We start from the raw sequence: 22419 nt of genomic DNA on the forward strand, positions 1-22419 counted from the left end.
TCTATTGTATCATCTTCCGCTTCGAATAATACCTATATGATCAGACATATTGGCATAAGGTTAATATGAGGAGACGTATGAACATGAGGTATCCATTACTCCCCACTATTGACAAATTAACCTTAAAGTATGCATCCATTCATGTCTACTCAGTATGAAGCCTCAGATAAAGTTCTTAATACCGCACGAACAGGACTACCATCCCCTCCAACAATGGGTAAAGGGAGTGCAATTAACTCATAGTTACCTTCTTCCACATGGGACAGGACAGCACCTTCTAAGATATAGATTCCAGCATCAGCTAGTGCATGATGAGTAGGGAGCTCTTTGCTGTCAAGTGGATCAACGGAAGGAACATCTAAGCCAATCAGCTGAATCCCCTTTTTTGCTAATAGGGGAACGAGATCAGGTCTTAGATACGTACAGGTCTCTGGAAAGCGAGTGGGATCCTGCCAAGAATCCGTTCGAATGATTAATCTTTTTACACCCTCTAAAGAAATTCCTTCAAAATCTGAGGCCCCGATGGACATCCGATTTGGCAAATGAATCACCCGTACCTGTCCCATAAATATTTTCAAATCTAACTGATTAACTTGATCTCCGTTTACATCAAAATGATAGGGCGCATCCACATGCGTACCTGTATGAACACTCATCTGGATACGACCTACATTCACAGAACCGCTCTGTTCCTTTGTTACCGCTAAATCATATGTTAAAGGTGTATCTCCTGGCCACACAGGGATTTGTTCAAGTAGTGGTTGACTAATATCGATAATCTTCATGCTACCACATCCCGCTGATTTGGATATTGTAAGTATACTTGATCATCCATAATTTGTTTTAAGCGTGATATGGCATCGTATACATCAAAATAAGATGTATATAGGGGTATCGGAGCCAATCGGATCATATTGGGAGAACGATAGTCAGGTACAACTTCGTTTGCTTTTAATGCTTTACAAATACGAGCAGCATCTGGATGCTCTAAGCAAACATGGCCACCTCTTCTTGCCTTATCACGCGGGTTTACGATTTTAAATCCATGACCGACTAGTCTTTCTTCAATCAAATCCATCATATATTCTGTTAAAGAAAGAGATTTTTTCCTCAGGTTTGTAATTCCCACTTCGCTAAAGTGTTCAAGTGAACCCATTAATGGGGCTAAACTCAGAATATGAGGTGTTCCAATCTGAAATGCACCTACATCAGAAGCGGGTTCAAATTGGTGTAGCATATCAAATTGTTTCTCTTTATCAGAACCAAACCACCCTGCTAAACCTGGTTCTAAGCCATGGTGTTGCTCATGAACAAACAAAGCCGCAACTCCACCTGGTCCGCTATTTAAATATTTATACGTGCACCATACCGCAAAATCCACATGCCAGTCATGAAATGCATGTGGGATCACCCCAGCAGAGTGACATGCATCAATTCCAACTTTGATTCCCCGTTTATGTGCTTCTCTTGTAATGCCTGCTACATCAATTAATTGACCACTTCGATAATATACAGATGGTAAAAAAATGAGTGCGACATCATCCTCCATTGCAGCTATGATATCTGCTTCTTCAATTAATAAGCCATCATGGCTTTCGATTTGAATAAGCGCATCTTCAGGGTCATAACCATGTAATTTAACTTGACTCTGAAGCGCATAAATATCAGATGGAAAATTAAGCGTATCTGTTATAATTTTGTATCGCCGCGCTTGCGGTTGATAAAAACTGGCGATGAGTTGATGGATATTCACAGTCGTAGAACCCGTTACAATCACTTCATTTGGTTTAGCTCCTACTAGCTCAGCCATTTTTCGACCTAGTTTTTCACTTAATGTATACCATTCTCTTTTTCCCTGTGTCCAACCATCTATACCGTATTGCTTCCATGAGTCAAGCACCTCTAAAACAGTGGATTCCGCTCTTTTTGACATCAAACCTAAAGAGTTACCATTCAAGTAGAGTAACTTTTCTTTTATGTAGAATTCATCCCGATAACAAGCAAGTGGATCCGTTTGATCCATTTGTAGCGCCAACTCTTTCATCGTACGCATGCTATCTCTCCTCTATAATTTGGTACGTAAATCCCATAATTCCGGAAAAAAACGATGGTCCAATACTTGTTTTAGATATTGCACACCAGAAGAACCACCTGTACCACGCTTAAAACCAATAATACGTTCTACGGTTTTCATATGACGGAAACGCCATTGCTGAAGCCAGTCTTCAATATCTACTAGTTTTTCTGCTAATTGATACAAGTCCCAGTAATTTTCCACATCTTGATACACTTGTAGCCAAGCTTGTACGACACTTTCATCCCCTTCATAAGGCAAGCTCCAATCCCGCTCTAATACTTCCGGATTGATTTTAAAGCCAGCTCGCGCTAGTGCCATAATGGCAACATCATATATGCTTGGACTTTGATAGGCTTTTTCTAAACGTTTTTTTAACCCTTCATCTTTCTCGTATATTTTCATAATGTGAGGACTTTTATGGCCCAATGCGAATTCAATTAAGCGATATTGAAAAGATTGAAATCCGGATGACTGTCCTAACTGGTCTCGAAACTGAATATATTCTGACGGTGTTAGAGTGGAGAGCACATCCCAAGATTGAATAATTTGAGACTGAATCTTAGATACACGTGCTAACATTTTAAATGCTGCCGACAATTCCCCCTGTTTGATGTGATGAATAGCTTCGTCTAGTTCATGTAATATCAGCTTCATCCATAATTCAGTGGCCTGATGAATAATAATAAATAACATTTCATCATGATGGTTCGCTAATCCTTTTTGACAGGATAGCAGTTGATCTAGTTGTAAATATTCGCCATATGTCATTTCATTCTTAAAATCAGTATGTATGCCTTGTTCAAGATGCTGCTCTTTTCTACTCATATAATAGCTCCTTTGATTGCAGATGTATGGAGTCACTGTGATCATCCATGACCGAAATACACGCCTCATTTTTTGATTAATCTCTTTTATGGACTAAGCGTCTACTTATGACAAACCAGACCAACCAAATTAAGATGAATAGCAATATCCAGCCCAATACGGAAAGTGTAATTTTGATTGCCTTTAAGGTAAGTACCATTAAGATCACCAGTACGATAAAAGAGATCGGTAAAATTCGATTCAATATCGTTACCACTCTTTCTCTTTGCGATTTACTCAGTTCTAGTGCAATCTCACTTTGTTTCAATGAATCCAATTTGCCCCCGCATCCTCATTGGTAAAATAAGGATCAGGAGGCCATCAACCTAATCATACGCCTAGACTTCCCTCAGAAGATCCAGCGTGTGATTGTACACACCTATTATTTTAGCATAAGGTAACACATATCCTCATCATGACTAGTCAATTCATAAAACAATCGTTATACTGATAGTGCTTATTTATTTTAATATATAGAGGTAGCTAGCTAATACTACATCTATCAAAGGAGGAAATCATTTTGAGTAAAATTGCAATCGTAACTGATAGTTCATGTGATTTACCTAACGAATTAGTAGAAAAATTTAACATTACAGTAGTCCCCTTACGGATTAACTTTTCTCATGGAGAATACCGGGATGGAATTGACATTTCTTCTGATGAAGTAGCCGATCAACTAAAAACGGAAGTCCCTAAAACATCTATGCCTTCACCTGAAGATATTGAGCAAACGTTTATCCAATTACGTGATGCGGGCTATACCCATTGTATTGCACTTACGATTTCATCCAATATGAGTGGTACATATAACACATTTCGCATTATAGCAGAAGATTTTGAAGGAATGAAAGTAGAAGTAGTCGACACCAAAGGTTTATCTTGGGTGCTTGGCTTAATCGTACTGGAAGCGGCACGAATGATTCAAGACAAATTTGATTTTCAAGACATACTGAATGCGATGGATGAAATTAAAGAAAAAGTAAAAGGTTTTTTCGTCATCGATACATTAGAATATTTAAGAGAAGGAGGACGCATTGGTAGAGTAACGGCTTCCCTCGGAACAATGTTAAATTTAAAACCTGTTATTACAGTTGCTCCAGATGGGCGCTTTGTTTCATATGGTATGGGAAGGGGTAAAAAACAGGGTGTGAAAAAAATGTTGGTTCCAATCATGGAACAGCTGGAGTCTGCTCGCTCAAGTATCGCCATTTTCCATAGTAAAGCTGAAGCTGAAGCTGAAGCGTTAAAAGAAAAATTTAAGGATCTTGAAAACGTCTGTGACCTTTATATTAGTTCCATTAGTCCAACATTATTAGTTCATGCTGGACCCGGTATTCTCGGAATTGCGATCAGCACATTCCGTAAAGAAGATCAGTAGGAGGGCCCTATGAAAAAAGTACTAGTTTTAGGTGGAACACGTTTTTTTGGTAAACGATTGGTCCAACTGCTCGTAAAGCAAAATTATGATGTAACCATTCTGACTCGTGGTCAAACAGCTGATGAGTTTGGAGATAACGTCAGACGCTTGGTATTGGATCGAAATGATCTTCACGCATTAGAGCAAGCTTTAAAAGATCAGTTTTTCGATATCATTTTTGATCAGATCTGTTATACACCTGAGATGGCAGCACAATCGATTCATGCTTTCAAAGGGAGAACAAATCGGCTTATTTTCACTTCAAGCAAATCTGTGTATCAACCACAATCGTATGCGCTACCTGAAACTGACTTTGACCCCAGCGGCTATCCCATTTTAATGAAACAAACCGATTTATCCTATGCTGAGGGGAAACGTTTGGCGGAAGCCGTGTTTGCACAACAAACGGACATCCCAGTCGTTTCTGTTCGACTCCCAGTGGTGCTTGGACCCGATGATTACACAGAGCGGCTATCTTTTCATATTGAACATATCGCAGCTGGTACACCTTTCAGCGCTCCCAACTTAGACAGCAAGATGTGTTTCATTCATGCACAAGAGGCAGCCGATTTCTTATTATGGTGTGGCGAAGCCTCCTTCACAGGGCCGATTAATGCTTGTGCAAGTGGCCACATTCCAATCGGTGATTTTTTTAAGCTCATTGCACAAACCTTAAAAAAACCTGTGCATGTCATAGACCCAGCTGAAAGCGTGCCAGCCTCTCCTTATGCACCACCCACGTCTTGGTACATGGATAATACACTAGCAAGTAAGCATGGCTATGCATTCTCTCAGCTAATGGATTGGCTACCCGATCTTATCCGACAAGAAGCAAATACATAATACGTTGTAAACCGAACAATAATTGTTCGGTTTATTTTTCAACCACCACCACTGCTGCTATATTTTCTTTGATATCGCGCAAATGTAAGCAATGGAAAGATATAGGGATAACTATGATAGTAGATATACATCTGTCCAGCTAATCCTGCTCCTACCGGATAGGTTTCGGCTTCTTTTTTTTCATGCACGAGGAATAATAAACGTTCTATACCACGCCGAATCACATCATTTGGCGTTGAATGGTATGCAATGAGCGCATCTAATGCCCAAGCTGTCTGCACAGTAGTCGAATTTTTTAAGGGTACATACGCCTCTTTTAAATCACTATAACAAGATTCTCCCCATCCGCCATCTGACAATTGAATCTGATAAAGCCATTTCACAGCTTTTTGTACCATCTCCTCCTGTTTCGAAACCCTTATAGCAGCTAATCCTGTTAATGCAGCCCAGGTGCCGTATATATAAGCAATTCCCCAACGGCCGGACCATGCACCACTCGTTAATTGATTTTGTTTTAGCCATTGGTAACCTTTTTCTACTTCTGGACGCTCTCTTCCCCACCCGAGTGTAGTGCCCATAAATTCAAGTGTACGCCCAGTTAAATCAGCCGTAGAAGGATCGCCATAAACATATTTACCTTCTTTAAATGGCAAAAGTTGATGCCAAGACTTATTCATATTTTTCTCAAAAGCTGGCCAGCCCCCATCTTGATTTTGCATCGATTGCAACCAAGATAACCCACGATTCCATGTTTCCTGGTATTCTCCTTGACTTACAGAAGGTGCGAATGCACGTAAACAGGCTGAAGTGTCATCCACATCAGGATTAATCGTATTACAATCTGAAAAACCCCAACCGCCTGGTGGTGCATAAGGGTTATTTATAGACCAATCCCCTTTTTTAGTATGTTGCTTCTCATTTAAATAGCGTAAGCCTTTCTGAACGCATATGTGATGTGCGGGAAGCCCAGCTGTTTGTATGGCATATAAAATCAATGACGTATTCCATACGTTAGCTGTCGTTTCTTGTATATGCATGCCTGTTTGCATAGGATAAGCCATATTTAGAATACCTTGAATTGCCTTTTCAATGACAGGATGTGTCGCATCATACTTTAATGCGCGCAATCCATAAATCATTAAAAAAGTACTAGTCAAGTAATTATATAGTGTACCATCTGATTCAATTCGATTAAGCATGAATCGCTCTCCCCACTTGAGTGAGCGTCCATGAATAGAAAACCGTTTAAAATCAGACCCTAGAGCGCGTTCAATCTCCTTTTTTGTCCAAAAGCGGATATGTGGATCTGGTTTAAATAACGCTTTTGTATAAGGTAACCAATCGTTAATCTCCCACATCCCATCCAATTCGACACAATACTTTTGGTCAGCAGCAATCATGATTGGTGCTGTATGAACACGCGTATATCCAACAAAATCGAAAAAATGAACAGGGGACTGTAACGGTAATAAAAAAAATTCAACCGGTATTTTAGGAAAATCACTCCAACTACCATGTCCTAAAAGAGTGAGTAACACACGTGTCAATCCACCTGCTTCCCGTGGACCACCTTGTGAAATGATAAACTCTCGTGTTTTTTGTAATAGCCGATCATCCATATTCATTTTCCCAATATATAATAGCGCTAATGTCGCCTCAATCGTTTCGGATAAATTGCCTTCCCTCTCATCAGAAAACAGTTTCCAAGTCCCCTCTTTTGTACGTCTATGTAATAAACGATCTCCTATTTCTTGCTCCACATTTGGTCTTTTGATGTTAAATGAACGTAGCAAGATCAACGTAAGTGCATCTGTTTTCACTCCTGTTTCGAAGCAAAGGTCCCATGATCCATTTGCAGTTTGATTTTTGACCAACCAGTTGACCAATTCATCCATAGTCGCTTGTACATGTTTATGTATGGACGTCATATTTCTCCCCCTTTCAACTTCTCTTATCCCATCTATATGTAGAAGTTCCTATGTTTTATGAGCAAATATAAAGAAAACTCGCTGATCAGCGAGTTTTCTTTATATGAAGTGCTATGCTTTTAACTGAATCGAACAGGTAATTCGACTAAACCTCTAAATATCGAAGCGTTACGCCATTTGATTTGGTCTTCTTCTATGGCCAATTCCATATGGGGGAAGCGTTTAAATAAAGCATTTAATGCAATTTGCCCTTCCAGGCGTGCGAGCGGTGCCCCTAAACAAAAGTGAATACCGAATCCGAATGCAATATGGCGATTAGGTGTACGTCCGATATCAAGTTCTTCCGGTTTCTTAAATTGAGCAGGATCACGATTCGCACTCCCAATTGCTATCCACACACCATCTCCTTTTTTGATAGGCTGTCCATGAAATACAAAATCTTCATTTGCCCAACGTTGTGTGGTGATTTGTACTGGATTTGTAAAGCGAAGTAACTCTTCAACCGCCGTACCAATCAACTCGGGTTGTTCTTTTAGACGCTTAAATTGATCTGGGTGTTTCAATAGTGCTAACGTCCCATTTGCAATTAGATTTACAGTTGTTTCATGTCCTGCGATAATCAATAAAAAGAGCATCGAAAATAACTCTTCCTCCGACAATTTCTCTCCGTTTTCCTCAGCTTGTACCAGTCCACTAATTACGTCATCGGTTGGATGTTCACGCCTTGCTTTAATCAGTTCACCAATGTAATTTTTAAACGCTTTCATCTTTAATTGTGTATCTTTTATTTTAGATTCATCATTCGATTCATCAATTAAAGCATTTGACCATATCCGAAACTGTTCCCGCTTTTCCGGTGGAATACCCATCATTTCAGAAATAACGATAATCGGAAGTGGAAATGCAAAGTCAGACAATAACTCCCCTGTTGATTTTTTTTCCATTTCATCTAAAAGCTGATCAGCAATTTCTTCAATTCTTGTACGGAGATTTTCGATCATACGTGGGGTAAATACTTGATGAACTAATGAGCGTAAACGCGTATGATCAGGTGGATCTTTCATTAACATATGTTCAGATAAAAAGGCTAGATCTCGATCTTCACTTCGTTTCTGTAAATCTTCTTTAGAAAAGATATTGTTTACATCTTTTGTTAATCGATTATCTCGCAATAAAGCGACACAATCGTCATAGCGTGTGATCAACCATGAAGGCACTTCTTCTTGAAACCCCTTAAAAGTGAAATAATGAACGGGATCATGTTCCCGAAAGTGCGCATAAACTGGATAAGGGTCTTTACGATATTCTGGTGAAGTAATATCAAACACTACTTTTTCCATAGCGAACCTCTCCTTAACAATAAATCAAATAAACGGCTACTTATTACACTTATGCAATAATAGTTTATCGCTTTATGCGCAGATCGTAAATCCAAAATAACATAATTTAATTTATTTTTATATTTTTTTATCAACTCTTTATTTAATGACAAATGATTAAATGCAGGCTGATATGCCATTGACTTCTTATTTGCATCAGTTTATAATGCGTTTAAATGTTTAAACCAAAGAAAGGTTGGCGCATTATCTTGAAAGAAGAGGCAGTTGAAGTATTTCGCTCATGCATCCCCCTGTTTCATGCACTAAGCGATCCAGCACGACAAGATATTATTCTCATGTTAGCTCAACATGAGCATTTAAGTGTCAATGAAATTGCAAATCATGCTACCTTATCACGACCGGCAATTTCTCATCATTTGAAGGTACTGCGAGATCTTGGTATCGTTGCAATTCACAAACAAGGTACTTCTCACTATTACTATCTTACCTTAGATGACGCTACTTCTTTACTTAAACAACTTGTATACACAGTAGAGAAAGCTTGTGAAAAAGACAACTAGGGAAGCTTCGCTTCTACTAGCATACGCTTTAAATGTTTATATGTTTAAACGCTTAGATACTAAACTTACGCGAATTGGAGTGAATGACTTTGAAAAAAACCGCACTAATAACTGGCGCATCATCTGGTCTTGGTAAAGCATATGCATATCGACTCGCTTCCATGGGACATAACTTAATCCTTGTTGCACGCTCAACTGACAAATTAGAGGCATTAGCTAATGATTTAAACAACCAATTTCAAATCACATCTTACGTTATACCAATCGATTTAAGTGAAGCATATGCTGCCAAAAAGCTTTATCATGAACTAAACGAACGATCATTACATGTAGATATCCTCGTCAATAATGCCGGTGTGGGTGCCTCTGGTCCATTCATAGATCATACGTTTGAAGAAAACCATCGTATGGTCATGTTGAATATAACTACGCTTATGGAATTAACGCATTTACTCTTACCTGCAATGGTAAAGAAAGGATATGGCGATGTCATTAATGTCGCTTCTCTGATGTCTTTCTTCTCCTCTCCCTACATGTCGGTATACGCCGCAAGCAAAGCATTTGTATTATCGTTTAGTGAGGGAATATCAAGGGAATATATGAGTCAAGGAATTCGTGTGATCGCAATATGCCCAGGAACCACAGATACCAATTTCTTTGCCCAAGCACCTTTAGATATCAAGCAACGAGAATTCCGTACACCTGAACAAGTTGTTGATAGTACCTTTCGTGCGTTAGATCGTGGTAAATCACATACTGTTGATGGCCTCTCTAATACACTTTTAACTTTATTGCCACGTCTATTACCTCGAAAATTACTAACCGCCATTTTTGGCACAGCAATGAAAAAGAAAACTTCACAATCTTAATTCTTCGATAACCGTTATCAAAATAAGGGAGTGTATTTTGAGCGAAAATGCCTCCCCAAAACCCGCAGGAAGAAGCGAACAACTCGTCTGAAAAAGCAAAATAGACAATGATAAATTGTTAAAATAGTTAAAATGAATACATCTACTCTTACCTATACCTCTATATGCTAACCGCCTCGTTTATTCCGATTATACTTTTACTTCAATATTCGTTATAATGAGAATGAATATAAAAGATCGAAACATTAAACATATTTTTAAACCTAATCACGAATTGTATGGCGAGAGGGGGATATTATATAGGATATAAATGTTTAGACATTTCATATCCTATATCGTATAATATGAACAGAGCCAAAGTTATTTATTTGCCAGATGAAAATGGCAATCAGCTTGCACTCGACACTATTTTCTCTATTGCTCGAAAAGCTTCTAATGGTGATCAATTATCCGTTCAATTATTACAGTTAATTCGTCTAGGCATTCGTGATATTGAATTGAGAGGAATTATCGAATGGGATCAGTTTAGAGAACATCAACTCATTGTTGCAAATGAAAAAGGTTATTCCTTAACAGCTAATCTCATCAAGAAAATTGGACTAAATAAACCTCTATATGAATTCAGTGTTAATCATAACCATTTTCCAACAGATCAACGTGAACATGGATATTCATTTCGAATGATTCTATTTTCATACAACAAAGACTACACCCAATACCTGTTCTGTACGGACGCCATCATTCAAAAAGAGCCTACAGATACAGTATTTGAGAAAATGGTATCAGAGGCACGCAAAAGCTATCACCATTTCATGCGAGATCCGTCCAAATACGTATAGGGAGTGCTTTAGAATGAAAAAGCCCAATAATCAGGAAGAGTTACTACATTTTATTGATAATATACCTCAAGTGAAGGAGTTTATGGAAAACTTTCCGGTACAGATGAGAGACATTATCCTCGAACGTCGTCTGGAATTAGGCTGGACTCAAGCCGAGCTCGCCCGCCAAATTAAAGCTGTAACCGGCCACCCCATGACACAAGCTACAATATCACGCCTAGAAGGTGGAACACCTGGCATTACGGCTGACACATTTGATAAAGTCCTAAAAACCTTAGGGATGAAAAAGATACAAATCGAATTTGGGGAGACCCCTCTCGCTCCCGATCAGGGCAAGGCAAGTATTTCTTCCAGCTATTAATAGGAGTGTTGTTGCTTTATCACCTCCTTTTGGATAAACTTTTCATGCACCCTCTAATTGAGGGTGCTTCTTTCATTTGATCATAGGAAGGTTTTATTTTTAATGATACAAAAAATATTACAACGACTATCTCCTTTACAAATTTTTATCTCTGGCTTTTTGTTAAACATTTTGATTGGTTCCATTCTGCTCTATTTACCTATTTCAGCAGAACCGGGTGTCAAAGTAAGCTTTATCGATGCGATCTTTACAGCTACGTCTGCTACCTGTGTTACAGGCCTTGTTGTACAAGATACAGCGGCTACATTTAGTCGTTTTGGTGAAACTGTGATTATGCTTTCCATTCAAATTGGTGGACTTAGCTTTATGACATTTAGCGTACTGCTTTCTATTCTACTGGGGAAAAAAATTGGCTTAAAAGAGCGCATGGTTATTCAGCAGGCTTTTCACAACTCTGATTTACAAGGTTTGGTAAAGTTAGTGGTATCTGTTTTTACCATTTCTTTCATTGCAGAATTCATAGGAATGATATTACTTGCGATCCGTTTCGTTCCTGATATGGGTATATCACAAGGGACATATTATGCTCTTTTTCACTCTATTTCTGCTTTTAACAACTCTGGTTTTGACCTTTTTGGTCATGTCCATGAAGAGTTCAGTAGCCTAATTTACTATGCGACTGATCCACTCGTCAATTTTACAATTACTGCCCTCACCCTAACAGGAGGAATTGGATTTCTTGTTGTGATCGGCCTGATTAACTATCCGAAAACACGCCGTCTGAGCTTACATGTTAAACTCACCCTCACTGTAACAGGGTTGATCATAGCGATCAGTACAGTCCTCTTTTTAATATTAGAGTGGAATAACCCCCACACACTAGGCGCACTAAGCTTGCAAGAAAAGCTGACAGTCGGCCTTTTCCAAGGCTCTGTTCCTCGAACAGCCGGTTTTAGTACACTCAATGCAGCAGATAGCTATCTGCCTACACAGATGTTGTTTATGCTTGTTATGTTAATTGGCGCATCACCAAATTCAACTGGTGGAGGAATTAAGACCACCACGATTGCACTCATATACCTCACCGTATGGGCTATGATTCGCAGAAAAGAAGACATTGAAGTTTTTAAGCGTCGTATTTCGAATGACTTCATGTATCGTGCACTCGGTATTACGATGATGTACTTTGCTCTTATCCCCTTACTTACGATCCTACTAAGCATAACCGAAACACAAAACTTTAATGTGATCTTATTTGAAGCGGTTTCTGCAGCTGGAACTGCTGGATTATCACTCGGTTTAACACCAGAGCTCTCTCTACCCGGAAAACTATTCATTATTGTTACCATGTTTATGGGGAGAATCGGTCCCTTGTCGCTCTTATTTGCACTGGCGCATAATAAAACAAAAGAATCGATTCGGTATCCAACCGAACCGCTTATCCTTGGGTAAGCAGAGATCAGTAAAAGCTGCTAAGCATATTTGCCTAGCAGCTCCACAGTAAGAATAGCTTTTAATGAAATGATGAGAAACAGACTAACCCCGAATGTACTTATCCCACTGAACACAATTAGATGAGCAATTGATAACCACTTCAAAGCGAGGAAAAATTCAACAATCCCCCTCTTCGCATGCCATTAAGATTTATAACCGATGTATCTTCAATAACGATAGGATCGTACCTGAAACTGACGCTGGTGCCGTAACCGTTACGGTTCTTTTTCCCCGATTCACCAAACGAATGATACTGAAAGCGGGTACTGTAATATTGTTATAGCCAATTAATTGGTCAATCTCATCTTTACTTTCAGCATATCTTCGCGTAATCGCTCCCCGATTAATATTTAATTCTATAACGACAGGAGCAGATGATATCGCTTGCACAATCCAGTCAATTTGATATGTCCCTGAACGCGTTGTAATTAAAGCATCTATTTCACCTAAACGATTTCGGTTTACAAATACTCCCTGTTGATTACCTACATTTGTGAAAGTTAATACTTCGTTAGGAGAAAAACTTTTGGTATTTTTGCGAAAGACATCAGCAGAAACGGATTGCATATTTAACAATCTCCCTCCTCGATGCGAAAACAAAAAACTTTGTTTGTCTCATTAATTAATATATTCATATTTTCATAATATGATTGTACTCATTACAAAAAAACACTTGTAGCTGTCTCTTCAACAAATGTGAAGAGACAGCTACAAGTAAACACGTTTCAGCCAAGGCTGAAGGTCTTTGAGTACGCTAGGAGACAACGAGGGAATAGCCTCTTTTTGAATTATATAGCGCACGCCATTTGCATATCATAAAAAACGATCTGTCTTTTTGGGACAGATCGTCGTATCCTCTAATCTTAAGCAATGCTGCTAGTATCGATGGTTCAGTCTCATCCGTGTAGTAATGTCCACTCAAAATACACTTTCGATATTCCCCATCATTCTTCTTTTTCCTATCCACTCTATCACGCTAATGGAATGGTAAACCAAAACTCACTCCCTTGTCGCTGATTTTCGGGTTTGCGCACGCCGATTTCTCCTCCGTGTAGCTCGACAACAGATTTGGCGATCGCTAAACCTAGTCCTGATCCTCCCGATTCTTTGTTTCTAGACAAGTCCGTTCGATAAAAACGTTCGAAGATCCGATCCTGATCTGTTATCGCTACGCCTTCACCTTCGTCACGAACAACCACTTCGATTTTTTGTTCACTTTCATACATTTGAATCAAGATTTGAATGATTCCATTAGGTGGTGAGTGACGGATTGCATTTTGCAGAAGATTACCGATCACGCGTATGATTTTATTCGGCATCATATACAAAAAAGGAAGCTGTTCAGGCACCTTGACTTGCAAGTCAATCTTTTTCTCTTGTATCACAACAGTATGAGCATCTAATACTTCTAACAAGATACTTTCTAGGTCAGCTCGTATGGGCTCAAAACGCTCCTGACCCGCTTCTAGCTTAGATAGTTCAAATAAATCATGGATCAAACTACTTAACCGCTCTATTTCTTTGAGACTTGTCGTAAAGTAGCGTTCTCTAGTTTCCTGATCTTTTATCAAATCATCTTGTAGCGCTTCAAGCATCGATTGTACAACTGCGATAGGTGTTCTTAAGTCATGAGAGACATTCGCAATCAATTCCCTTCTAGCACGCTCTCCATCCTCTAGTTGCTGAAAGCTTTGGTTTAATTTACGTCCCATTTGTGTAAAAGCAACTTCCAAATCACGAAACTCTTGAGGTCCACGCTCACTTACACGTATTTCTGAAAAATCACGTCGGCTGATCTGATTCGTCACACGCATCAATTGTTCAATCGACTTTTGAATCGGTAATGTCATAAGCCAGTAGGCGATGATTGAGACCAAAACGGCGATGAAAGCAATACTGATAAAAAAACGTACTTGCTCAAAAGTTAACACCATCTGGACATAGCAGACAATAAGCGCAGCAATCATAATGCCATGACACAGTAAATTAATGATGATCAGCTGATGACGTAGTCTCATAGCTCCTCTCCTTCAGTTGGTTCAAACCGATATCCAATCCCCCACACCGTGTGCACCCACCTCGGTTTAGAAGGATTTTGCTCTAATTTCTCACGTAGACGACTAACAATCACAGTTACCACATTGCGATCTCCTTCATAGGTACTTCCCCAAATACGATCCAATAATTGCATTCTAGAGAAAACTTGTCTAGGATGCTGTGCTAATAGTAAAAGCAGATCAAACTCTTTCACAGTCAGCTCCAATTCATTGCCATATACTTCAACACGCCGCGTAGCCATATCGATTTTCAGATCTGGATATTGAAGAATTTGCGATGAAGTAGAAGGATTGCTCATCGTTTTCATTCGTCGTAGTATAACTTGGACGCGTAATACAAGCTCCCGTGGTGAGAAGGGCTTAGTTAAATAATCGTCTGCTCCGATCGTCAGTCCCAAGATACGATCCCGTTCTTCGCCACGTGCTGTCAACATCATGATCGGAACATCAGAGTGCAGGCGAATCTCTTCACATAATTGCCAACCATCTTTTTCTGGCATCATTAAATCTAAGATCACTAAGTCCGGTTTATGATGCAAAAAAGCATGCAATCCTTCTACACCATTTATGGCTGCATAAACCTCATAGCCTTCTCGCTCCAAGTAACGCTTACAAACCTCACGAATACTCGATTCATCTTCTATCATTAAAATACGCGCTTTGGTCATCCGGTTTTCTCCTCCTTTCATTCATCTTCATCTTTCTTCGTTCTCCACTTCTTATATATCAATGGGGTAATGGATAGCAACACCACAAAGCCAACCGCTACAAAAAAAGTAGGTGAAAAAATGTGATGTAGGGATGAACCCAGGTAGTTAAAAGCAAATGCTCCCGGTATAATGCCTATTGTAGTAGCAATTGCATAATCTCGAAAGCGAATTTTGGTAAGACCTGCACCATAATTGATGACATCAAAGGGAACAAGAGGTACTAATCTTAAAAATAATATCGTTCGAAAACCGTATTTATCTGCTTGAGCCTCGAAGGATTGCAATCTCTTTCCTATTAACTTACGTACTGTATCTCTACCTAACCATCTTGAGATGCCAAATGCAAGATAAGCGCCTAATGAAGCGCCAATTAAATCGTATAATGTACCCCAAAACGGTCCAAATGTGAGTCCTCCTGTTAGCGTTAAGATCAGCGCTGGAAAGAAAAACAGTGGACGAACCGCATATAAGAAGATATATAGTATAGGAGCCCACACCCCAAATGAGAGAATGAAGGCCTGAATTTTATCAGGTGTAAATTGGGTCAAATCAAAATACTGCAACACAAATACGCCTACTCCAATAATGAACAACCATATAACCAATTTTAAGTTATTCCTTTTCATTTTCATCCCTCATCTAAACCACCGCACATATCGTGCAATCCATTTCGTTATTTTACTCGAAAACAGTTTATCTCTCCAGAATAAATCAGCCGTTTTTTGCAAGGCACCTGTCCGCGCTGGATAGGGATGAATCACTTGTGATAAATCCCCAATTTTATGACCATATCGCTTCGCAAACACAATCTCTTGCATCCAATCTCCCGCATCAGAGCCGACCGCGTGTGCTCCTAATATCACACCACGCTTGTCGGTAATTATTTTGACAAGTCCCGCCTCCGCTTGTTCTGTTATAAAACGATCCGCTTCAGCTAGTGTCGTTTTGTAAACCTGAATTTTGGTATCTTTCTGTCTGGCTTCTCTTTCTGTCATTCCTAGATGAAAAACTTGCGGATCCGTATAAGTAACCCACGGGAGATGTTGATAGTTTATTTTACGTCGCAAGCCCAGCACTGCATTTGAAACAACCAGTTTCCCCTCTTCCCCGGCTGCATGTGTGAAAGCAAACTTGCCAATCACATCCCCAACCGCATAAACATGCTTCAAGGTGGTTTGCAAGCGGTCATTCACCACAATTACGCCTCGTTCGGTCTGAATCCCCACCGAATCTAAATTTAATGCTTCAATATTGGGGGTTCGTCCTGTAGCAACGAGTATATCTGTAACCGCAATCTTCTTTTCTTTGCCTTGGTGAATCATCACCACTTGTTTCGCTTCTTTCGTCACGCTAACTTCTTTTATTTCAGCACCCGTAAAAATCTGAATTCCTTCCTCTTTTAATGTTTTCATGACAGGAGGAATGCAATCCTCATCATCATGGATCAAGATTGATGGGGCCATTTCCACAACTGTGACTTGACTTCCAAAACGAGCAAAGGCTTGAGCGTATTCTAATCCAATGGGCCCTCCCCCGATGACAAGCAAGGACTTCGGTGTTTGTGACCGTTTTAGAATGGTTTCGTTGGTCTCATATCCTGCTTCCCGTAAACCTTGAATTGGCGGAATAAAAGGACGCGCTCCCGTTGCGATCACAATACGTTTACCATATATTTTTTCAGAACCATCAATTATCATTTCATGTTTACCAGCGAAGCTGCCACGTCCATCATAATAATCGATCCCCATATCGATGAAACGCTGTGGATCATCATGTTTTTGAATGGTTTGGATCGCTCGCTCAAGTCGAGCTTTAGCTTCTTTAAACTCAGGTTTTCCTTCCGTCTTAAGCCCAAATTCACCAGCCGATTTCGCCGTATAGATAAGTTTTGACGAATGAATGAAAGATTTCGTTGGCACACATCCAGTCCACAAGCAATCTCCACCCAAAGGACCAGGATCGATTAAGGCCACTTTAGCCCCAAAGCTCGCTGCACCCGCAGCCGCGACGAGGCCCCCTGCACCACCACCTAATACAATCAGGTCATATTTTTTCATCTTCATAATCCCCCTTGTTTAAACAAAGATGTAAATTCTCCGTATCCTTCATCTTCTAACTCTGCTAAGGGTACAAACCGCAGTGCGGCTGAATTGATACAATAACGTCTTCCTGTTGGTGCAGGACCATCATCAAAAACATGACCAAGATGGGAGTCCGCTTTTACACTTCGCACCTCCGTCCGTATCATTCCAAAACCAAAGTCTTCCACTTCAACCACAGCATCCTCCGTTATCGGTTTTGTAAAACTGGGCCATCCAGTGCCTGATTCATACTTATCTAATGAGGTAAATAAAGGTTCACCCGATACAATATCTACATATAGTCCTTCTTCCTTGTGATTCCAATATACATTTTGAAAAGCTGGTTCTGTTCCATTTTTCTGAGTCACTTTATACTGTAATGCTGTAAGCTGCTCCTTCTCTGCATGATAGGGATCTGCTACTTGCTCCTGAATCATTTCTGTATCAAGTCTACAACCTGAGAGTAGCAAACCGATAACAGTAAGTACAATCACACCTTTCATGGGAAATTCACGCATGAGTCTCCATCCTTTCATTCCAAACCATATTATCTTTCATCCTGCCAAACCTCGTCCAAATACTGATCTCTCCCCGAGTTCTTTCGATATATTTGGTATTGAAATGTATTCTTTTTATAATAATCTTGATGATATTCTTCAGCTCTATAAAAAGTATCCGCCGCACGAATTTCCGTGACTAACGACATAGAGAACCTATCTGATAAAGCCAGTTCTTTTTTTGATTTTTCTGCTGCCATTTTTTGTGATGCATGATGATAAAAAATGGCTGTGGTATAGGATGATCCACGATCCACAAACTGACCAGACGGATCTGTGGGATCAATTTGTCGCCAATATACATCAAGTAACTCTTCATAGGAAACCTGGCTAGGATCATAAATTACTTGTACAGCTTCTACATGACCCGTATCGCCTAAAGTTACTTGTTTGTATGTCGGATTTGGTGTTGTGCCACCTGTATATCCCGAAACTACGCTTTTAACACCTGCTAGCTTTTCAAAAGGAGGTTCCATGCACCAGAAACACCCCCCTGCGAAAGTAGCTACTTCCTTCATCTCACTATCTACATCTACTTGAAGTTCAACACTACCTGTTGACTTGTATAACAAACTATTTATTGATTTTACGCCTATAAATAAAAGAATAAAAGCACCTATGACATATACGCCTCTTTTTAACCATTTCTTCATCAAAATCGATACACGCCCTCCCACATAAATCGTTAAATAAATAGGTTGCATTTATGATACAAAATGGATCTATCATAGTGATGCAAAATGTATTGCAAAAGTCTTGCATTTCTTAACACAACAAAAACGCTCTCTATTTTCCAATAGAAGAGCGGCTTCTTCAAATGATGCTGATATTTTTCAAACTATCTTTTCTTACCACTTGATAGATATACAACCATCATACTAATCAAAAAAGCGCATACACTTACGATGAATGAGAGTAATGCAACAAGAGATCCCAACACTTCCATAGAATGCGGAGATGTATTCATAAGCGCATACAACGAAAAGAGCCCGATGATTAAGAAAAAGCTATTTCCTCCTAGTGCTACCAATAGTCTCTCTTTTTTACGCCCACTAAATTGCCGGCCCATTTTCATCCACAACCAAATATAAGCAACAACACTTATACCCCCGATAAAAACTGGCATAACAGCGAAATTAAAATAGGCAGTAAGATAGAAAAAAGCTAAGGTTAAACCATAAACCACAACATTGAGTAGGAAAAGCTTAATGATAAACATCCTATTTTGTCCTTTTAACTGTGACAACCCTATCCCGCCTTTACTTTAAAAAGATTAAGAATTGAATTATACATTTATTATAACTTGTGAAAGCACTATTTGAATAAATTAATAATGGTATTTTTACCCATCTAGTAATAATTAGCAGATACAAGCTCTTTTCTTATTCCATCCATCTATTTTTGTAATATTAAGTCGAACTAACAAATCTTTACAAAACATGTGAAGATGGTATACTAGTTTTATTTGAATTTGGAGGGTATTTATGAAACGTATTATAGGAATTATAGCTTTATTGGTACTCATTAGCGGTGGAATCTATTGGTACCTATCTATGGACAAACCAAAGATTTCTGATACAAAAAAAGAAGATGAATCCCTAGTTACTGAAATCACTCTTGTATTTAAAACCCTAGACGGAAAGCGGACAGGTGCCAACTTTAATCTGAAATGGGGAGATAAGGATAGTTGGAGAAATGAAACAGCTCCATATCCTGGGGATGAGTTTAAAGATCAGGATGGTAAATATACAACTCTTTTCTCAGATAGATTAGATCTAATCGTATATTATCGAGGACAGGAGTATCAATACAACTTTGAAGGAAATGGAAAATCTTTATATAAAGAGATTATACTTCCTCATACTTCACTCTGGTCTCATGTAAAGACAGAGCCCGAAAAAAAGATAACTACTAAAAAAGAAGTGATACAATTAGCTGATTATCCATTAAAACAAAAAGAGCAGCCCTTTTGCGATCCGAATGCATGTGAAGAAATCGGCAATAAAATGCTTACTAAAATCAAAAAGAAACATGGGAACATCTTAGATGTTTATACCAGCTATTCTAGTAATAAAGAGTATAAGCAACTGGGGATGTATGAAATTGAAAACTTAGCACTCGTTCCCGAACCCCTAGATATAGACCAAAATGACGATTGGCAACAAGTGAAAGATCCCCCCCAAAAAATAGAACAGCTTTGGAACTTCTGGAATTCCATCATCCCTGAAAAACATGCACATAAATTAGATAATCTCTATTTTTTTGCCTATGAAGATTATTTAACCGAGTTGAATTACGATCAATATGGTTGGGGTTTGGGAATGAATATCTCCCCTTCATTTAATAAAAAAGCTTATATTAATTCTTTTATATACCAGCTTGGTGAAATTATTTCAAGTTATGAAGATTCCATTGAATATGTTGCAACGGATAACTGTAAAAATTATTATTATAGGTATTGGTCTGGTTGTAGCTATGAGGACTCATATATTAACCAATTCTATCAAGCTTATTGGAAAGATATAGAGAAGCCTTGGAGTTTCTTGGATACTATTAATAATACAGAGCATCGCTTACAATTTTATAAAAATCATCAGTCCGAGTTTTTAAATGAATTTGCAACTCAGGATGCCGTTTCAGATATGATGGAATCCTTCTCATACTTTATATTTAATCCTCCACCAAAGGAATTGAACAAAATATCGAACCAAAAAATCGCCTTTTTTTATCAGTATCCTGAACTAGTTGAGTTACGGGCTGAGATATTAACCAACATTGATGAAAATTTATAGATAAAAAATGCTCTCTGAAATATGAGAGCATTTTTTTGTAGTTATGGGTCATAGGCTATCACTAACTAATGGCATTTCGATCGTTTCAGCCTCTAATACTTCTTTAGGAATCGCAACATCATGGATCTCATTCTTAAACTCAGTTATTGAGTTAAAGTCAAAATTCAACTTTTTATTCGTTTGGAGCGAATTATCAGCTTCAATAAGAGTCGCTTTCAGAAGTACCTTCTGTCTCGTGAGCCGATAGCTATTCTTATCAATCCATAAATACATGGACATATCATCAAATTGAATACCTTCATTTTTTAGTTGGTTATTTGGTAACGCTTGAATGTCTTTTTGTGCTAGTTCACTTAAAACCTTTTCATCTTGAGTACGAAATTCAATTATAAAATATGAATCGTCTTCTGTGAATGAAACATCCTCTTTTAATTTAGTAATCCTAACGATTTTTTGTAAGATTCCTTTCACAGTCGCGCCATGTGTTAATTGATTCATAAAATCTTGATTATAGGGAAGTTTCCCCCATCTTTCTTCCATAGGTAAGTACATAAACATCGCGTTCTCATTTTTGTACATTTCCATCCTTTGAGATATATTTCCGTCAATTGTGGCCCCTTCCATCTCATAATTCAAGTAATAATTACCATCGGCTACATCTTGTTGCATATTTACCTTAGCCTCCATCAATGGCTCATAGTCATCTATCGGTGATATTGCCATATCTAAATCAGTTTCCAATGCATATCCTCTTGCCTTCTTCATAGAGTCCATCATTTTTTCTGTTATTGTTTCTACTGTCATTTTCTCTTCTTTTTTAACTACTTCCTGTTGTTTCACACCATTTACGGCTGAAGCACAACCTGTTAGCAAAGAACTAATAATGATGAAAGTCAGTAACGATCTTAACATTAAAACATCTCCTATTATTAAATTAAAACCCTATCAATATATCATAGGAAACATTCTGTTTCCAGATATATTGATAGGGTTATTAAAAATTGGGTTAAGAAATATAGTTATATCAATCATGAAACTTATACGATGAAGCCAAAGTCTTTCTTATCTTACTTCGTAAAGCGTTGACCATAACCAATAAATAGGGTTAACAACAGAAAAAGTATTGCAGGAAAGGTTTTCGTTAAGCCATCCCCAGCAAGAATATGGACGCCAATTGCTCCCACCATGATCACAGCTAACAACCCTGCACCCCAAAGTCCATACTTATGCTTCCAAAGCCCTGCCAACAAACCAATCCCACCTATTATTTCTAAAACACCGGTTACATACATAAACCAAACGGGCAATCCAAACTGATCCATTTGACCTGCTAATGCCTCAGCATTCAATAGTGGCATACTTCCAAAAAAGATAAACGCTAGACCAACTAAAGCCTGTATGCCTTTAACTGCAATTTTCATTTTTATCTCCTTTCGATTCCTATTATTACGAATAATAAATATGACATCCTATATCGATCATACCAAAGTCATACCCTTTAATATATGTTTTTTAAATGAAAATAATGAATTCTGCCTAAGTTCCTATTTTTTATTAATTCAATGAGATGCTACTTCCTCTATTTACAATTCGATATACAAAAAATGCAAAGATCAAACAGAGGCGCCTT

General features: G+C 38.6%; 22 protein-coding genes and 1 pseudogene. 8 read left to right on the top strand and 15 right to left on the bottom strand.

The window, feature by feature from the left end:
- Nucleotides 1–149 precede the first annotated feature (149 nt).
- The 4 genes from kynB to IC619_RS03550 form a co-directional block, all read right to left on the bottom strand.
- Nucleotides 150–785, bottom strand: a complete 636-nt coding sequence (gene kynB / locus IC619_RS03535) for an arylformamidase (protein WP_191138760.1) — start codon at nucleotides 783–785, stop codon at nucleotides 150–152.
- Nucleotides 782–2053: a kynureninase gene (gene kynU / locus IC619_RS03540; protein ID WP_191138761.1), complete on the bottom strand. Its 1272-nt coding sequence runs from the start codon at nucleotides 2051–2053 to the stop codon at nucleotides 782–784. Before kynU ends, kynB begins: the two co-directional genes overlap by 4 nt.
- Nucleotides 2054–2065: 12 nt before the next feature.
- On the bottom strand, nucleotides 2066–2902 hold the full coding sequence (kynA, locus tag IC619_RS03545) for a tryptophan 2,3-dioxygenase (protein WP_191138762.1): 837 nt from the start codon (nucleotides 2900–2902) through the stop codon (nucleotides 2066–2068).
- Nucleotides 2903–2978: 76 nt separating this feature from the next.
- Nucleotides 2979–3218, bottom strand: coding sequence for a hypothetical protein (locus tag IC619_RS03550; protein ID WP_191138763.1), 240 nt, complete (start codon nucleotides 3216–3218; stop codon nucleotides 2979–2981).
- A gap of 243 nt (nucleotides 3219–3461) precedes the next feature.
- Between IC619_RS03550 and IC619_RS03555 the strand changes: the two genes are divergently transcribed.
- Entirely contained in the window at nucleotides 3462–4319 is an 858-nt protein-coding gene (locus IC619_RS03555) for a DegV family protein (protein ID WP_191138764.1), read from the top strand.
- 9 nt (nucleotides 4320–4328) lie between these two features.
- Complete coding sequence (locus tag IC619_RS03560) at nucleotides 4329–5201, top strand: NAD-dependent epimerase/dehydratase family protein (protein ID WP_191138765.1); 873 nt, start codon at nucleotides 4329–4331, stop codon at nucleotides 5199–5201.
- Nucleotides 5202–5239: 38 nt separating this feature from the next.
- Here the strand turns inward: IC619_RS03560 and IC619_RS03565 are convergent, their stop codons facing one another.
- Complete coding sequence (locus tag IC619_RS03565) at nucleotides 5240–7129, bottom strand: prenyltransferase/squalene oxidase repeat-containing protein (protein ID WP_191138766.1); 1890 nt, start codon at nucleotides 7127–7129, stop codon at nucleotides 5240–5242.
- A 119-nt stretch (nucleotides 7130–7248) separates the two neighbouring features.
- The gene (locus IC619_RS03570; RefSeq protein ID WP_191138767.1) at nucleotides 7249–8469 is read right to left on the bottom strand and encodes a cytochrome P450 family protein; all 1221 of its coding nucleotides are present in this window, start codon (nucleotides 8467–8469) and stop codon (nucleotides 7249–7251) included.
- Nucleotides 8470–8717: 248 nt separating this feature from the next.
- On the opposite strand from IC619_RS03570, the gene IC619_RS03575 reads away from it, so the two are divergent.
- From IC619_RS03575 to IC619_RS03595, 5 genes are all read left to right on the top strand, one after another.
- Nucleotides 8718–9029, top strand: a complete 312-nt coding sequence (locus tag IC619_RS03575) for an ArsR/SmtB family transcription factor (RefSeq protein ID WP_191138856.1) — start codon at nucleotides 8718–8720, stop codon at nucleotides 9027–9029.
- Between the two features lie 89 nt (nucleotides 9030–9118).
- On the top strand, nucleotides 9119–9898 hold the full coding sequence (locus IC619_RS03580; RefSeq protein WP_191138768.1) for an SDR family NAD(P)-dependent oxidoreductase: 780 nt from the start codon (nucleotides 9119–9121) through the stop codon (nucleotides 9896–9898).
- 344 nt (nucleotides 9899–10242) lie between these two features.
- Complete coding sequence (locus tag IC619_RS03585; protein WP_191138769.1) at nucleotides 10243–10737, top strand: hypothetical protein; 495 nt, start codon at nucleotides 10243–10245, stop codon at nucleotides 10735–10737.
- Nucleotides 10738–10750: 13 nt separating this feature from the next.
- Complete coding sequence (locus IC619_RS03590) at nucleotides 10751–11098, top strand: helix-turn-helix domain-containing protein (protein ID WP_191138770.1); 348 nt, start codon at nucleotides 10751–10753, stop codon at nucleotides 11096–11098.
- Between the two features lie 102 nt (nucleotides 11099–11200).
- Nucleotides 11201–12550 (top strand): TrkH family potassium uptake protein, encoded by a 1350-nt coding sequence (locus tag IC619_RS03595; RefSeq protein ID WP_191138771.1) that lies wholly within the window; start codon nucleotides 11201–11203, stop codon nucleotides 12548–12550.
- A 192-nt stretch (nucleotides 12551–12742) separates the two neighbouring features.
- Here IC619_RS03595 and IC619_RS03600 read toward each other — a convergent pair whose 3' ends face one another.
- From IC619_RS03600 to IC619_RS03635, 7 genes and pseudogenes are all read right to left on the bottom strand, one after another.
- Nucleotides 12743–13168 carry a hypothetical protein gene (locus IC619_RS03600; RefSeq protein ID WP_191138772.1) on the bottom strand — a complete coding sequence of 142 codons (426 nt, stop codon included), beginning with the start codon at nucleotides 13166–13168 and terminating at the stop codon, nucleotides 12743–12745.
- 395 nt (nucleotides 13169–13563) lie between these two features.
- Nucleotides 13564–14610, bottom strand: a complete 1047-nt coding sequence (locus tag IC619_RS03605) for a sensor histidine kinase (RefSeq protein WP_191138773.1) — start codon at nucleotides 14608–14610, stop codon at nucleotides 13564–13566.
- Nucleotides 14607–15317: a response regulator transcription factor gene (locus IC619_RS03610; protein ID WP_191138774.1), complete on the bottom strand. Its 711-nt coding sequence runs from the start codon at nucleotides 15315–15317 to the stop codon at nucleotides 14607–14609. The genes IC619_RS03605 and IC619_RS03610 overlap by 4 nt, the downstream gene beginning before the upstream one ends.
- 17 nt (nucleotides 15318–15334) lie before the next feature.
- Complete coding sequence (locus tag IC619_RS03615; RefSeq protein ID WP_191138775.1) at nucleotides 15335–15985, bottom strand: TVP38/TMEM64 family protein; 651 nt, start codon at nucleotides 15983–15985, stop codon at nucleotides 15335–15337.
- Between the two features lie 9 nt (nucleotides 15986–15994).
- Entirely contained in the window at nucleotides 15995–17416 is a 1422-nt protein-coding gene (locus tag IC619_RS03620) for a dihydrolipoyl dehydrogenase family protein (RefSeq protein ID WP_191138776.1), read from the bottom strand.
- Nucleotides 17417–17418: 2 nt separating this feature from the next.
- Nucleotides 17419–18515, bottom strand: a pseudogene (gene msrB / locus IC619_RS17280) (peptide-methionine (R)-S-oxide reductase MsrB).
- Between the two features lie 320 nt (nucleotides 18516–18835).
- Nucleotides 18836–19243, bottom strand: a complete 408-nt coding sequence (locus IC619_RS03635; protein ID WP_191138778.1) for a hypothetical protein — start codon at nucleotides 19241–19243, stop codon at nucleotides 18836–18838.
- Nucleotides 19244–19481: 238 nt separating this feature from the next.
- Here IC619_RS03635 and IC619_RS03640 point away from each other — a divergent pair, with 238 nt between their 5' ends.
- The gene (locus tag IC619_RS03640; RefSeq protein ID WP_191138779.1) at nucleotides 19482–20789 is read left to right on the top strand and encodes a hypothetical protein; all 1308 of its coding nucleotides are present in this window, start codon (nucleotides 19482–19484) and stop codon (nucleotides 20787–20789) included.
- A 48-nt stretch (nucleotides 20790–20837) separates the two neighbouring features.
- Here IC619_RS03640 and IC619_RS03645 read toward each other — a convergent pair whose 3' ends face one another.
- Both IC619_RS03645 and IC619_RS03650 read right to left on the bottom strand, forming a co-directional pair.
- A complete protein-coding gene (locus IC619_RS03645; RefSeq protein ID WP_191138780.1) occupies nucleotides 20838–21701 on the bottom strand; it encodes a DUF6612 family protein in 864 nt (287 codons plus the stop codon).
- Between the two features lie 155 nt (nucleotides 21702–21856).
- Nucleotides 21857–22210 carry a DoxX family protein gene (locus tag IC619_RS03650; protein WP_191138781.1) on the bottom strand — a complete coding sequence of 118 codons (354 nt, stop codon included), beginning with the start codon at nucleotides 22208–22210 and terminating at the stop codon, nucleotides 21857–21859.
- Between the last annotated feature and the right edge of the window lie 209 nt (nucleotides 22211–22419).

Origin of the sequence: Polycladospora coralii, assembly GCF_014773435.2 — a bacterium.
In the GTDB taxonomy this organism is placed as follows: Bacteria; Bacillota; Bacilli; order Thermoactinomycetales; family Thermoactinomycetaceae; genus Polycladospora; species Polycladospora coralii.

What these genes read in the sequence shown, in the direction of transcription:
- IC619_RS03610 (WP_191138774.1), bottom strand. Translation starts at nt 15,317, where the DNA reads ATGACCAAAGCGCGTATTTTAATGATAGAAGATGAATCGAGTATTCGT.
- IC619_RS03640 (WP_191138779.1), top strand. Translation starts at nt 19,482, where the DNA reads ATGAAACGTATTATAGGAATTATAGCTTTATTGGTACTCATTAGCGGT.
- IC619_RS03560 (WP_191138765.1), top strand. Translation starts at nt 4,329, where the DNA reads ATGAAAAAAGTACTAGTTTTAGGTGGAACACGTTTTTTTGGTAAACGA.
- IC619_RS03565 (WP_191138766.1), bottom strand. Translation starts at nt 7,129, where the DNA reads ATGACGTCCATACATAAACATGTACAAGCGACTATGGATGAATTGGTC.
- IC619_RS03615 (WP_191138775.1), bottom strand. Translation starts at nt 15,985, where the DNA reads ATGAAAAGGAATAACTTAAAATTGGTTATATGGTTGTTCATTATTGGA.
- IC619_RS03650 (WP_191138781.1), bottom strand. Translation starts at nt 22,210, where the DNA reads ATGAAAATTGCAGTTAAAGGCATACAGGCTTTAGTTGGTCTAGCGTTT.
- kynU (WP_191138761.1), bottom strand. Translation starts at nt 2,053, where the DNA reads ATGCGTACGATGAAAGAGTTGGCGCTACAAATGGATCAAACGGATCCA.
- IC619_RS03570 (WP_191138767.1), bottom strand. Translation starts at nt 8,469, where the DNA reads ATGGAAAAAGTAGTGTTTGATATTACTTCACCAGAATATCGTAAAGAC.
- IC619_RS03620 (WP_191138776.1), bottom strand. Translation starts at nt 17,416, where the DNA reads ATGAAAAAATATGACCTGATTGTATTAGGTGGTGGTGCAGGGGGCCTC.
- IC619_RS03605 (WP_191138773.1), bottom strand. Translation starts at nt 14,610, where the DNA reads ATGAGACTACGTCATCAGCTGATCATCATTAATTTACTGTGTCATGGC.
- IC619_RS03585 (WP_191138769.1), top strand. Translation starts at nt 10,243, where the DNA reads ATGAACAGAGCCAAAGTTATTTATTTGCCAGATGAAAATGGCAATCAG.
- IC619_RS03590 (WP_191138770.1), top strand. Translation starts at nt 10,751, where the DNA reads ATGAAAAAGCCCAATAATCAGGAAGAGTTACTACATTTTATTGATAAT.
- IC619_RS03595 (WP_191138771.1), top strand. Translation starts at nt 11,201, where the DNA reads ATGATACAAAAAATATTACAACGACTATCTCCTTTACAAATTTTTATC.
- kynB (WP_191138760.1), bottom strand. Translation starts at nt 785, where the DNA reads ATGAAGATTATCGATATTAGTCAACCACTACTTGAACAAATCCCTGTG.
- kynA (WP_191138762.1), bottom strand. Translation starts at nt 2,902, where the DNA reads ATGAGTAGAAAAGAGCAGCATCTTGAACAAGGCATACATACTGATTTT.
- IC619_RS03645 (WP_191138780.1), bottom strand. Translation starts at nt 21,701, where the DNA reads ATGTTAAGATCGTTACTGACTTTCATCATTATTAGTTCTTTGCTAACA.